This window comes from Achromobacter sp. ACRQX (genome assembly GCF_022346505.1).
In the GTDB taxonomy this organism is placed as follows: domain Bacteria; phylum Pseudomonadota; class Gammaproteobacteria; order Burkholderiales; family Burkholderiaceae_B; genus Achromobacter; species Achromobacter animicus.
In genome coordinates this window covers 37757-50045 of sequence record NZ_JAKRML010000023.1, presented here as the reverse complement: position 1 = coordinate 50045, position 12289 = coordinate 37757, and the positions used below count along the sequence as shown (strand labels likewise).

Here is a 12289-nt window from a genome sequence, read left to right as displayed (position 1 = left end):
ATTAATTCAACCCTGAATTGTCCGAATGCAGTTTCATAATCCAGGCTGTTTCAGTAAATGGAAGCGACATGCCTGGTTTGTTCGATACGTTTAACTGCAGCCTTGGCCGCGCCGCGGCCCATTCAAACGGCGGGCGGTTCGCATGAAACTTCGCTCCCTCGATATCCCTGATCCCCTGGTGGAAGCGCTGCGCGCGGCGCGTCTGATCGTCGTCGTAACGGGATCGGGTCTGAACCCCGCCAGCCGCCTGCCACAAACCCGCGATGGCATGCGCGGACTGTGGGCGCGCTACGATGCCGCGGCCCTGGCGACCGATGCCGGCTACCGCAACGATCCGTCGCTGGTGTGGGCCTGGCACGAGGAACGGCGGCGCCGCGCGCTGCTGGCCACGCCCAACGCGGCGCACCGCGCCATTGCGGCGCTGGCCGGTCGCGTGCCGGGCACGTTCGTGGTGACGCAGAACGGCGACACGCTGCATGAACAGGCGGGCAGCCCGCGCATCCTGCATCTGCAGGGCCGGTTCGACCAGCCGCGCTGCTCGGGCTGTGGCATGCCCCACACGCTGACCGCCCCGCCGGACAAGTCCGCGCGGCACGGCCCGTACCCCGCGCCGCCCGCCTGCCGTATCTGCGGCGAACTGGTGCGCCCGGGGCGGTTGTGGCACGGCGAGGCGCCCGCGCCCGCCGTCTGGCGGGTGGCCAAGGGGCTGGTGGCCAACGCCGATCTGATCTTGACAGCGGGCACGTCGTGCCAGACATCCGCGGCGGCCGAGCTCTGCTACGAGGCGGTCGGATGCGGCGCGCAGCTGGTGCAGATCAATCCCAATCCGACAACGCTGGATCGCGTGGCGACGCACAGCATCCGGGGCGCGGCAGAGAAAGTGCTGCCGCTGCTGCTGGCGCGCGCCTGGCCCGCCGATTGACGCCGCGGGCGGCGGACTAGAGGTAGCGGCGCGCCAGTTCGCGGGCCTCTTGGGCAAAGCGGTCGCGGATGTCTTCGGGTTCCAGCACCTCGATCGAGGACGCGTGCCCGTGCAGCAGTTGCCACAGCATGACGGACGGGCGCACGGTGGCTGTCAGCGTGAAGCCGCGCTCGTCCTCGTCGATCATCTGGTCCGCCGACAACCAGAATTCGCGCAGCGGATGACGCTGGCGCCGGCCATCGTCCAGCACCGGTTCGGCGGCGTGCAGACGGATGCGGGTTTCCTCGCCCGGATCGAAGTTCAGCGCTTCCTCGCGGCGCACGAAGTCCTGCAGGTCGAATGTGGGATCCATGTCCGCCGCCTCGTCCAGCAGCCGGACCTCGGACAACCTGTCCATCCGGAACAGGAAGCGCCTGCCCGGCTGGCGCGCCCCCCACGCCACCATGTACAGCACGCCCGCGCGGTCGACCATCGCCAGCGGCGTCATGACGTACAGGCGGTCGGCGGGCTTCTTCTCGCCGAAGGGCGTGTTGCGGAACGACAGCTTGCGGTTGAAGTACAGCGCGCCGCTGACCTGGCGGTAGACCTCGGCAGACACCGTGGGCAACACGGTGGGATGGGTGCCGTCGATGCGCAGGATCTTGCGCGCCCAGTCGTGTGCCGGCCCGATCCCGGGCTGGGAGCGGTGCGTTTCCAGGTAGCGCCACGCGCTGTCGAAGGTGGTCTCCAGATCGTCCAGCACGACGGCCGGCAGGTGGCGGTCGGCCACCTGCTTGAGCGCGCACATCGCCATTGCCATGTTCGCGTTCATGTTCTGGATATGGAAATCAGCGCGCTGGATGGTGCGATACCAGAGCTTGCCGCGCGTGGCGCCCACGCTGCCGACGCTGTCCAGCTTGAGCAGCGTGCGGCGGATCTGCTTGTCGCCGGGCACCGGGTTCTGCAGCGCGGCCAGCCGGTCGCGGATTTCCGCCATGCCCATGCCCATCGCCATCGCATCGGTTTCTTCGTTCTGGACATACGGAAGGATGCGCAGCAGGTTGTCGACGAGCGTCTGGTTATGTCCCATGGCAGATGCAGCAAATTAACCCGTTAAATACCGCCCGCATTCTATCTGTAAAAGCGGCGCATATTGTTTTGCCGGGGTGTAGATAATGCGGGCCGCGTAGTTTGGGCGACGGCGCTGCATTATGTCGGTTGTGCCAAAAATAAAATGGACATACGACAACCTGCCTGCCATCGGTCAATCGGCCACGATGTCGGCAAGCGGAACCGGACGGCCGAACAGCCAGCCCTGGCCCACTGCGGCCGGTTGGCGGGCGAGCAGATAGCTGGCCTGCGCCTCGGTTTCAATGCCCTCGATGATGAGGCTGATGCCCAGCTCCCGGGATATTGCGATGACGTGGTCGATGATCAGCGTGCCCGCGTCCTCGGCGCCGATCGCGCTGGTGAAGCTGCGGTCCAGCTTGATGGCGTCGGCCTGCATTTCGGCCAGATAGTTCAGGTTGGAATGCCCCGTGCCGAAATCGTCGATGAACACCTTGAAGCCCTTGCCGCGCAAGGTCTTGACCATTGCCAGCACATGGCCATCAGACAACGGCGTGCCTTCGGTGATTTCCAGCGCGACGTTGCCGGGCTTCAGACCGCGCTCGCTGACCGCGTCCAACAGGAAGTTCCGGTAACCCGCGTCTTTCAAATCGGCCGCCGACACGTTGATGCTGACGTAGAGCGCGGGATTGCCGCGCAGGCGCTCGTGCAGGTCGCGCAGCGCCTGCGAGGTCACCAGCCGGGACAGCGCGCGGCCCAGCCCCATGGCTTCGGCCAGCGGCACGAACAGCAGGGGCGACACATCGCGGCCACGGGCGCGCCACCGTGCCAGCGCCTCGAAACCCGCCAGTTGCCGGGAGGCAAGCTGGCGCAGCGGCTGGTAGTGGACCTGGATGTCGCCGCCCAGGATGGCCTTGCGCAGCTCGCTCTTGGCGCTGCCCGCGTGCATGCGCCACATGACGCAAAGACCCGCCAGAAAGGCAAGGGCCAGGGCGCCGACCACGGACAGCACCATCGCCGGAAGCTGGAACCAGGCGTCGGACCGCAGCCGCGACACGACGCAGATGTCGGGGCCGCCGTCCGGCGCGCACAGCGAGGCGCGCCGTTCAGGCGCGAAACCCTGGTCGTCCACGTTCTCGCGCGGCATGTCCAGATCGTGCGCGCGGCCAAAGCGCCGGTACACATGGTCGCCGTCACGCGTCACGATCTTGGCGTCGATGCCCGAACCCGGTTCCGGAAATCCGTCGAACGCGCCCGGCGCGGTGAACACGATGATGTCGCGCATCGCCGCCATGTCGCCGATGATGCGGCGGTCGACGATATTGGCGGCGCCCACCCAGAGCTGCAGCCCGCTGGCCAACGTGAAGGCCGGCGGCGGCAGGGTCAGCGGATCGGGCAGCTTGCCCCACGCCGCGGAACAGCGCAGCATGCCGCCCAGCGTGCGGCCGATGTCGCGGATATAGGTGGAATTGAAGAGCAGCACGCGCAGGGTCGCCACATCGGCTTCGGAACACAGCGGGCCGCCCTGCGTGGCCGCAGCCATCAGGCGATGGCTTTCCTGCGCCACCCGCAGCGCGTGCGCAAGCAGCCGGGCGTTATGCCCGGCTAGTTTGTCGTCGGCCTGGTTCAGTTCGATCTGGCGTCCAGCCAGCACCCCAGCGAGGAATCCAAGCGCCGACAACAACAACACGAAAGCCGCAATTCTGGAACGTGACATGGGGGACCGGTGCACATGGGCGGCGCGTGGCATGCAATTCTGCGCGTAAGGCAATGTAACCGAACTTCCCGCAGCCTAAACGGCAAAATCGCCCCTCCTGACCCGCTAATTGTGGCTTTCGGAATCAGGCGCGTTGCTAGGAAAACCGGTGGGCAGTCCGCGCCAAAGTGCCTCTGAATCACCGGATCTACGGGGAAACCCGATATAAAACTTTGCGCGACGCCCATGATCCCGCGTTATGCACAGGGCCGGATGCGATGGCGCGGCTTATCGGGTTTTTCCCATTCAGATCAGTGGGTTGCATGCCGGGACGGGGCCAATGCAACGCGGCGCCAGACGGCCAGACCGCGGTTTCCGATCCGCCCGCGCGCGGGCATGCTTGCGCCTTCGGCCTGGAACGCGCCCCCGCGTGGCGGCCCCTTCGCAAGATTCTGGAGATCTCCGTGACCCCCTCTTCCCCGTCCCGCAAAATGGGCCTGGCCGTCGCCCAGATGGGCGCCGTCAATCTGGCCGACACCCGCGCGGTGGTCGTGCGCCGCCTCGTCGAGATGATGCGCGAAGCCGCCGCCCGCCAGGCCGAGTTCGTCGTGTTTCCCGAACTGGCGCTGACGACGTTCTTCCCGCGCTACTGGATGGACGACGCCGAAGCGGTGGAGCGCTATTTCGAAAAAACCATGCCCAACGCCGACGTGCAGCCGTTGTTCGACACGGCGCGCGAGCTGGGCATCGGCTTTTACCTGGGCTATGCCGAACTGACGCCGGAAGGCCGCCAGTTCAACACGGCCATCCTGGTGGACCGCAGCGCCAAGATCATCGGCAAGTACCGCAAGATCCACCTGCCGGGCCACTCGGACCACAAGGTCGACGCCCCCTTCCAGCATCTGGAAAAGAAGTTCTTCGAAGTCGGCGACCTGGGCTTTGGCGTGTGGGAGACCAACGACGTCAAGATCGGCATGTGCCTGTGCAATGACCGCCGCTGGCCCGAGACCTACCGCGTCATGTCGCTGCAAAGCGCCGAACTGATCGTGCTGGGCTACAACACGCCGTCGCTGAACATCCATTGGAACGAGCCCGCGCACCTGCGCACCACCACGCACGAGATCGTGCTGCAGGCCAGCGCCTACCAGAACGCGGTGTGGATCGGCGCGGCCGCCAAGTGCGGGCACGAGGACGGCCATCACATGATCGGCAGCTCGATGATCGTCGCGCCGTCCGGCGAGATCGTGGCCCGCGCCAGCGGCGAGGAAGACGAAGTCATCACCGCGCGCATCGATCTGGGGATGGGCCAGACCTTCCGCGACCACGTGTTCAACTTCGCCAAGCATCGCAGCCCGCATCACTACAAGCTCATCGTCGAGCGCACCGGCGCGGGCGATCCGCTGCCCCGGCCCGACGTGGATTGACGCCGTTCGCCTGCGGTAAGCGACCCATTGCCCGCGTCATCGCGGGCAATTTTCTTTTGGCGGCCGCGCCCCGCACGCTGCTAGACTGCCCGAGGCCCCTTGATTGACCGACCACGCAGGCAACGATCCGATGCGCTTAATCGACACCGAACAGACCCGCAACGCCCTGTCCTTCGACACCGTCATTCCCGCCCTGCGGATCGCTTTCCGCGAAGACGCCACGGTGCCCGCCCGCCACGTGCACGCCATCCAGTCCGGCAACGCGCACGGCACGTCGCTCATCATGCCCGCGTGGAGCGAGCGCGGGTATTTTGGCGTGAAGATCATCAACATCTTTCCCGAGAACACGCATCAGGGCCTGCCGGGCCTGCACGCCACGTACAACCTGTACAGCGCCACCACGGGCGTGCCGGTTGCGCAGGTCGACGGCGATATCGTCACCGTGTACCGCACCGCGGGCGCGGCGGCGCTGGGCGCGGACTACCTGGCGCGCGCCGATGCCCGCACGTTGCTGATCGTGGGATCCGGCCGCATTGCCGGCCTGGTGGCGCAGGCCATGCGCACGGTGCGCCCGATCCAGCGCGTTCTGGTGTGGAATGTGCGGCCGGCCGGCGCGGAGACGCTGGCGGCCAGCTTGCGCGAGCAGGGCTTCGATGCGCAGGCGGTCACCGACCTGCAGACGGCCGCCGGACAGGCCGACATCGTCAGCTGCGCCACGCTGTCCACCGAACCGCTTATCCATGGCGCGTGGCTGCGCCCCGGCACGCATCTGGACCTGATCGGCAGCTTCAAGCCGGAAATGCGCGAGACCGATCCCGCGTGCTTTGACGGCACCACCGTCTATGTCGATACCGACGAGGCGCCGACCAAGTCCGGCGACCTGCTGTCGGCATTCGACGCCGGCGTGCTGACGCGCGAAGGCATCAAAGGAAACCTGCACCAGCTCGCCAAAGGCGAGGCCCCCGGACGGCGCAACGATCAGGAGATCACGGTGTTCAAGGCGGTAGGCAGCGCGCTGGAAGACCTGACGCTGGCGACGCTGGTGTACGAATCCGTGCGGGACGCGTAGCGGACCGTCACGTGCCCGCCAGCTCCACCGGCAGATGCTCGCGCATGATCTCGATGAAGCGCCGCAGGCGCGCCGGCTGAAAGCGCGACGGCGCATAGACCAGGAAGACGGGCAGGGCGTCCGCGCGCCACTGCGGCGCCAGGTGCACCAGGCGGCCGGCGGCCAGATCGGGTTGCATGGCCCAGGCCGAGCCCAGTGCCACACCCAGTCCCTGGATGGCCGCGTTGCGCAGCGCGTGCAGGCCGTCGGTGGACAGGCGCGGCTGGATGTCGAAAGACTGTCTGTCGCCGCTGCCGCAGTGCGTGAGGGTCACCTCGGTGCGATAGAAGGTGCGCAGCGCCAGCCATGGCAGGCGCGCCAGATCCGACGGATCCTGCGGAACCGGCCCGCCCGCAAGCAGGTCCGGTGACGCCACGACGATGCGCGGCACCTCGCCCAGCTTCACCGCAATCACTGACGGATCGGTCACCGCCCCGACGCGGATCGCACAATCCACGTTCTCGGCGATCAGGTCCGGCATGCGGTCATGCAGCAGCCACTCCACCCGCATGTTCGGATAACGCTTCAGGTACCTGGCAAGCGGCTCGATGAACTGATCCTGGCCGAAGACGTGCGGCGCCACCACGCGCAGCATTCCGGCCGGGTCGTCGTCCGCGCCGCGCACCTCGCTCTCGAACGACTGCCAACTGGCCAGCAGCTCCTTGCCGCGCTCGTAGCAGCGCTGGCCGTCTTCGGTCAGGCGGATGGCGTGGGTGGAGCGCTTCAACAGGCGCACGCCCATGGTGCGTTCCAGCAGTTGCAGGCGGCGGCTGACGGTAGGCTGAGTGCCGCCCATCTGGGCGGCGGCGGCGGACAGGCTGCCGGCCTCGACGATGCGCACGAAGGTTTCGATCAGCAGCATGCGGTCGGTGCCGGCTGCGGCGGGGAGGGCGGAGGCGGTCATACGCCTATCGTATAACGCCTGTACCCGAAGGTCGGCTACCAAAACCCCGGCGGCACGCCCAGAATCTGCCCCGTACCCAAAGCCACCGGACACCACCATGTCATCCCCCACTTCCCACCCCTCCCTATCGCGCGGCCTCGTCTTCCTGCTGGCCGTGGGCGCCGGCCTGGGCGTCGCCTCCCTTTACTACAGCCAGCCGATGCTTGGCGTGCTGGGCGCGGATATCCACGCCAGCGCAGAAACGCTGGGCTGGATTCCGACGCTGACGCAGTTGGGCTACGCCTTCGGCATCCTGATGCTGGCGCCGCTGGGCGACCGCTATGACCGCAAGCGCATCATCCTGATCAAGGCGGCAGTGCTGGCCCTGGCGCTGCTGCTGGCCGGCGCGTCGCCGACGATCGGCCTGCTGCTGGCCGCCAGCTTCGCCATCGGCCTGTCCGCCACACTGGCGCAGGACATCGTCCCGGCCGCCGCCCATCTGGCCCCCGCCGACCAGCGCGGCAAGATTGTCGGCACCGTCATGACGGGCCTGTTGCTGGGCATCCTGCTGTCGCGGGTGGTCAGCGGCTTCGTGGCGGAGCAGTTCGGCTGGCGCATGATGTTCGCGGCCGCCGCCGTCAGCATCGTGGCGCTGGGCGCGGCCCTGTGGCGCGGCCTGCCGCGGTTCGAGCCGTCGACGCGGCTGGCCTACAGCGCGCTGCTGGGTTCGCTGCTGACGCTGTGGCGACAGCACCCCGGCCTGCGCCGCGCCGCCACCGCGCAGGGTTTGCTGTCCTTGGGCTTCAGCGCCTTCTGGTCGACGCTGGCCGTGATGCTGCACGACGCGCCGTTTCACCTGGGCGCGGGCGCTGCCGGCGCGTTCGGTCTTGCCGGCGCCGCGGGCGCCCTGGCCGCGCCGCTGGCTGGCCGCGTGGCCGATACACGGGGGCCGCTGGCGGTCGCCAGCCTGGGCGCCGGCCTGACGATGGTGTCGTTTGCCGCGATGATCTTCCTGCCCTTCCTGCCCACGCATGCCGCGCTGTGGCTCATCGGCGGCGCCGCGGTCGGCTTCGACCTGGGCATCCAGACCTCGCTGATCGCGCATCAAAGCATCGTCTACGGCATCGATCCGGCCGCCCGCAGCCGCCTGAACGCCATCCTGATGACGGGCGTCTTCATCGGCATGGCCGCCGGCGGCGCACTGGGCAGCCTGGCGCTGGCCCACTGGGGCTGGACCGGCGTGACGCTGACCGCCGCCGGCGCCGCAGCTGCCGCCCTGGCCCTGCGCCTGTGGCCCGCCAGCAACCGCAACGGCGAGGCCAGCCGCTACGCGGCGTGAGGATCGGGCCGGCGTATCACCACGCCGGCCCTTGCCGCTACACCAGCACCGACACCGTCTGCGTGTTGGTGTATTCCAGCAGTCCGTCCAGCGCGTTTTCCACACCCACGCCCGACTGCTTGTGCCCGCCAAAGGGCACGTCAGGCGACATGACGTGGATGTGGTTGATCCACACGGTGCCGGTCTCCAGCCGCCGCGCAATCGATTGCGCCAGGGCCACATCCTTGGACCACACCGAACCGCCCAATCCGTACTCGGTGTCGTTGGCCCGCCGGATCACCTCATCGATCTCGCGGTACTTCAACAGCGGCAGCACCGGCCCGAAGGCCTCTTCGACCACGCTGCGCGCATCGTCGGGCGGATTGTCCAGGATGGTGACCGGCACGAAGTAGCCCTTGCCCTCCGGCACCTCGCCTCCCGTCAGAAAGCGCACGCCGGTCCGGTGCGCGTCGGCGATCAGGTCCTTCACGCGTTCAAACTGCGCGCGGTTCTGGATGGGGCCAAGTCCGGTGCCGGGCTGCGAACCGTCACCCACGACGACGTTGGCCGCCTCGCCCGCCAGCGCGTCGGCAAACGCGTCATAGATGGACTCGTGCACGTACAACCGCTTGGTCGCCAGGCAATACTGCGACGAATTGCGGAACGCGCCCCAGAACAGCTTGGCCGCCGTTTCCTTGACGTCGACATCGGGCAGCACAATGGCCGCGTCGTTGCCGCCCAGCTCCAGCGTCACCCGCTTGAGCCGGCTTGACGCGCTTTGCATGACGCGGCGGCCGGTCACGGTGGAGCCGGTGAAGGCGATCTTGTCGATGCCGGGATGCTCGGTCAGCCACGGCCCAAGACGGTCGCCGCCGCTGACCACGTTCAGCACGCCGGGCGGCAGCAGGCCGCGAAACAGTTCGCCCATCTTCAATGAGGTCAGCGGCGTGTACGGCGAGGGCTTGAGCACCACCGTGTTGCCGGCCAGCAGCGCCGGCGCGATCTTCCAGATGGCCAGCGTCATCGGAAAATTCCACGGCGCAATGGCGGCGACCACGCCGATGGGCACGCGACGCGTTTCGAAACGATGGCCCGCGCCGCTGTCGTGATGCGCCACCGGCAGCTCGCGCGCGGCAAAGGCGCGCAGCCAGGCAACGCAGCGGCCCACTTCTGCGCGCGCGTCCGCGTGCGGCTTGCCTTGCTCGCGTGTCAATAGGCGCATGAAGCCGTCGGCGTGCTGTTCAAGTGCATCGGCCATCTTGCGCAGCGCCGCCTGGCGCTCGCCGATAGGGCGGTCGCGCCACGGGCCGAACGCCGCGCGGGCCGCCGCGATGGCGGCATTCAACTGGTCTAGCGACGCATCGGGCACGGCCGCGATGCGCTCCTCGGTGGCCGGGTTGAGTACGTCGAAGGTCTGCGGCGACGTCTCCGCGCGGCCGTTCACCGTCATCGTGTAATCGGAATCCAGATTGATGCTCATGGTTGTGTTGCCTGTTCAAGAGTGACCGGGGATGCTTCAGGAACCGTGCCGTCGGTGGGCGTGAGCAGCAGCCGGCCCACCACGCGGCCCGCGGCCAGATCCGCCAGCGCGGACTGCGCGTTATCCAGGCAGCGGCACGCGGTGGGAATCGCAATGGGTTTGCGTTCGCGCACCAGCGCCATCAACGCGCGCAGTTCGTCCAGGTTGCCGATGTACGAACCCTCGATGCTGATGGCGCGCATGGGCACCAGCGCGGGCGACAGAGACAGCTCGCCGCCAAAGAGGCCCACCAGGATGAGCTGGCCGCCCTTGGTCAGCAGCTCCAGGCCCAACTGCACGGTGCTGGCCGCGCCCACGCAGTCGATCACGGCCCACACCGCGCCCGCAGCCTGCCGAACCTGCGCGGCGGCATCGGCTGCGCCAGGGTCGATGACCGCATGCGCGCCTGCCGCGAGCGACGCGCCCCGGCGCGCGCCGTCCGGCTCCACCACGACGACGTTGCCGCATCCCATCGCGCGCAGCAGCGTGACGCCCATCAGCCCCAGCCCGCCCGCGCCGATCACCACCACCGATTCCTCGGCCAGCACGTCCTCGGGAATCTTGCGGATGGCGCTGTACGTGGTCAGGCCCGAGCACGCGTAGGGCGCGGCCTGCTCGGGCCGCAGTTCGCCGATATCGACCAGGTAGCGCGCGTGCGGGGCCACGATGTGATCGCTGTAGCCGCCGGGGCGGAAGATGCCCAGAAAGCGCGGCGACGCGCACAGGTTCTCGCGGCCGCGTCGGCACACCTTGCAGTCGCCGCAGCCGATCCAGGGATAGACGAGGTAACGCTGCCCCGGCTGCACGTCCTCGGGCACGTCCGGCCCGGTGGCAACGACTTCGCCCACGGTCTCGTGCCCCAGCGTCAACGGCAGCGTCACGCCGCGCTGCTGCATGCTCAGTCGCTTGCTGCCGCCCAGGTCGTACGAGCCTTCCCAGGTGTGGATGTCGGTGTGGCAGACGCCCGCGGCCAGCACACGCAGCAGCACCTCGCTGCCCTGCGGCGCGGGCGTCGCGCGTTCGGCGCGCGTCAGCGGTTCGCCAAACGCTGTGACCTGATAGCTGATCATTCCGCGCCTCCGGACTTGGCGAGCGCGCAGCCGCCCTTGTCCAGCGGACGGAACGCCACGTTGCCGGGAATCACCGCAACCTGCTTGTACAGGTCCCACTCGCTCTTGGAGTCCGCCGGCTTCTTCACTTCAAACAGGTACATGTCGCGCACCACGCGGCCGTCCACGCGCAGCTTGCCGTCCTTCGTCATGAAGTCGTTGATCGGCATCTCGCGCATCTTCGCCATGACGGCGTCGGCGTCCTTGGTGCCCGCGGCCTTGACCGCGTTCAGGTAGTGCGTGACGGCGCCATACGTGCCCGCCTGCGTCATGGTGGGCTTGCGGCCAACCTTGTCCTGAAAGCGCTGCGACCATGCGCGCGTGGCGTCGTTCTGATCCCAGTAGAAGGCTTCGGTCAGGAGCAGTCCCTGGCCCAGCGGCAGGCCGATGGATTTGACGTCGGACAGGAAGGCCAGCAGCGCCACCAGCCGCTGCGAGCTGCCCGGCCGGCCGATGCCGAAGTCCGCGGCCTGCTTGATCGCGCTGATGACGTCGTTGCCGCCCAGCGCCAGGCCGATAATGCCGGCCTTGGAGCTTTGCGCCTGCAGCAGGTACGAGCTGAAGTCGGGCGTGTTCAGCGGCGAGCGCACCGCGCCCAGCACCTTGCCGCCGTTGCGTTCGATCACCGCCGACGCATCGCCCTGCAACGCGTAGCCGAACGAATAGTCCGCCGTCATGAAGAACCAGTTCTTGCCGCCCTGTTCCGTGACGGCCGCACCGGTGCCGTTGGCCAGGGCGTAGGTGTCGTAGGTCCAGTGCACCGTGTAGGGCGAACACGCCTTGCCCGTCAGTTCGGACGTGGACGCGCTGGTCACCATGACGACGCGTTTCTTCTCGCGGCCCAGTTCGCTGATCGCCAGCGCCAGCGCGGACGTCGGCAGGTCGGTGATCATGTCCACCCCGTCCTGGTCGAACCACCGGCGCGCGGCGGCGCTGGCCACGTCCACCTTGTTCTGCCCGTCGGTAAAGACCAGCTCGATCGGCTTGCCCAGCACCGAGCCGCCGAAGTCCTGCACCGCCATGCGCGCGGCCTCGACCAGCCCCTTGCCGCCGATGTCCGAGTACGCCGAACTCATGTCGGCCATGATGCCTATCTTCACGGGAGCCGCAGCGTTCTGCGCGTGCGCGCCGCTTGCGGCCAGGATCGCGCCCGCCAGCGCGAACGTCAGTTTGGGTATTGCCATGGACTTGTCTCCGTTATCGGTTTACGCCGTCTTTGCGGCGGTGTGCGTATTGCTCCGGGGAGCGTCCTTTTGTATCGTA

General features: G+C 67.8%; 10 protein-coding genes. 4 read left to right on the top strand and 6 right to left on the bottom strand.

The window, feature by feature from the left end; translation table 11 throughout:
* Window positions 1–142 precede the first annotated feature (142 nt).
* Window positions 143–922 carry a Sir2 family NAD-dependent protein deacetylase gene (locus MHZ91_RS19505; protein ID WP_239215275.1) on the top strand — a complete coding sequence of 260 codons (780 nt, stop codon included), beginning with the start codon at window positions 143–145 and terminating at the stop codon, window positions 920–922.
* A gap of 16 nt (window positions 923–938) precedes the next feature.
* On the opposite strand, the gene MHZ91_RS19500 is transcribed toward MHZ91_RS19505, so the two are convergent.
* Together MHZ91_RS19500 and MHZ91_RS19495 are read right to left on the bottom strand one after the other, a co-directional pair.
* Complete coding sequence (locus MHZ91_RS19500) at window positions 939–1991, bottom strand: YafY family protein (protein ID WP_239215273.1); 1053 nt, start codon at window positions 1989–1991, stop codon at window positions 939–941.
* Window positions 1992–2165: 174 nt separating this feature from the next.
* On the bottom strand, window positions 2166–3686 hold the full coding sequence (locus tag MHZ91_RS19495; RefSeq protein ID WP_239215271.1) for an EAL domain-containing protein: 1521 nt from the start codon (window positions 3684–3686) through the stop codon (window positions 2166–2168).
* Window positions 3687–4156: 470 nt separating this feature from the next.
* Between MHZ91_RS19495 and MHZ91_RS19490 the strand changes: the two genes are divergently transcribed.
* Together MHZ91_RS19490 and MHZ91_RS19485 are read left to right on the top strand one after the other, a co-directional pair.
* Window positions 4157–5089 carry an N-carbamoyl-D-amino-acid hydrolase gene (locus MHZ91_RS19490; protein ID WP_175123973.1) on the top strand — a complete coding sequence of 311 codons (933 nt, stop codon included), beginning with the start codon at window positions 4157–4159 and terminating at the stop codon, window positions 5087–5089.
* A gap of 130 nt (window positions 5090–5219) precedes the next feature.
* Window positions 5220–6158, top strand: coding sequence for an ornithine cyclodeaminase family protein (locus MHZ91_RS19485; RefSeq protein WP_239215324.1), 939 nt, complete (start codon window positions 5220–5222; stop codon window positions 6156–6158).
* A gap of 7 nt (window positions 6159–6165) precedes the next feature.
* Here the strand turns inward: MHZ91_RS19485 and MHZ91_RS19480 are convergent, their stop codons facing one another.
* Window positions 6166–7101 carry a LysR family transcriptional regulator gene (locus MHZ91_RS19480; RefSeq protein ID WP_239215270.1) on the bottom strand — a complete coding sequence of 312 codons (936 nt, stop codon included), beginning with the start codon at window positions 7099–7101 and terminating at the stop codon, window positions 6166–6168.
* Window positions 7102–7198: 97 nt separating this feature from the next.
* On the opposite strand from MHZ91_RS19480, the gene MHZ91_RS19475 reads away from it, so the two are divergent.
* Entirely contained in the window at window positions 7199–8419 is a 1221-nt protein-coding gene (locus MHZ91_RS19475) for an MFS transporter (RefSeq protein WP_239215269.1), read from the top strand.
* A gap of 37 nt (window positions 8420–8456) precedes the next feature.
* On the opposite strand, the gene MHZ91_RS19470 is transcribed toward MHZ91_RS19475, so the two are convergent.
* The 3 genes from MHZ91_RS19470 to MHZ91_RS19460 are packed head-to-tail and all read right to left on the bottom strand — an operon-like array spanning window position 8457 to window position 12210.
* Window positions 8457–9878 (bottom strand): aldehyde dehydrogenase family protein, encoded by a 1422-nt coding sequence (locus tag MHZ91_RS19470; RefSeq protein ID WP_239215268.1) that lies wholly within the window; start codon window positions 9876–9878, stop codon window positions 8457–8459.
* On the bottom strand, window positions 9875–10987 hold the full coding sequence (locus MHZ91_RS19465; protein WP_239215267.1) for an alcohol dehydrogenase: 1113 nt from the start codon (window positions 10985–10987) through the stop codon (window positions 9875–9877). The genes MHZ91_RS19470 and MHZ91_RS19465 overlap by 4 nt, the downstream gene beginning before the upstream one ends.
* A complete protein-coding gene (locus MHZ91_RS19460) occupies window positions 10984–12210 on the bottom strand; it encodes an ABC transporter substrate-binding protein (protein ID WP_239215266.1) in 1227 nt (408 codons plus the stop codon). Before MHZ91_RS19460 ends, MHZ91_RS19465 begins: the two co-directional genes overlap by 4 nt.
* Window positions 12211–12289 lie beyond the last annotated feature (79 nt).

What these genes read in the sequence shown, in the direction of transcription:
- MHZ91_RS19505 (WP_239215275.1), top strand. Translation starts at nt 143, where the DNA reads ATGAAACTTCGCTCCCTCGATATCCCTGATCCCCTGGTGGAAGCGCTG.
- MHZ91_RS19500 (WP_239215273.1), bottom strand. Translation starts at nt 1,991, where the DNA reads ATGGGACATAACCAGACGCTCGTCGACAACCTGCTGCGCATCCTTCCG.
- MHZ91_RS19495 (WP_239215271.1), bottom strand. Translation starts at nt 3,686, where the DNA reads ATGTCACGTTCCAGAATTGCGGCTTTCGTGTTGTTGTTGTCGGCGCTT.
- MHZ91_RS19490 (WP_175123973.1), top strand. Translation starts at nt 4,157, where the DNA reads ATGGGCCTGGCCGTCGCCCAGATGGGCGCCGTCAATCTGGCCGACACC.
- MHZ91_RS19485 (WP_239215324.1), top strand. Translation starts at nt 5,220, where the DNA reads ATGCGCTTAATCGACACCGAACAGACCCGCAACGCCCTGTCCTTCGAC.
- MHZ91_RS19480 (WP_239215270.1), bottom strand. Translation starts at nt 7,101, where the DNA reads ATGACCGCCTCCGCCCTCCCCGCCGCAGCCGGCACCGACCGCATGCTG.
- MHZ91_RS19475 (WP_239215269.1), top strand. Translation starts at nt 7,199, where the DNA reads ATGTCATCCCCCACTTCCCACCCCTCCCTATCGCGCGGCCTCGTCTTC.
- MHZ91_RS19470 (WP_239215268.1), bottom strand. Translation starts at nt 9,878, where the DNA reads ATGAGCATCAATCTGGATTCCGATTACACGATGACGGTGAACGGCCGC.
- MHZ91_RS19465 (WP_239215267.1), bottom strand. Translation starts at nt 10,987, where the DNA reads ATGATCAGCTATCAGGTCACAGCGTTTGGCGAACCGCTGACGCGCGCC.
- MHZ91_RS19460 (WP_239215266.1), bottom strand. Translation starts at nt 12,210, where the DNA reads ATGGCAATACCCAAACTGACGTTCGCGCTGGCGGGCGCGATCCTGGCC.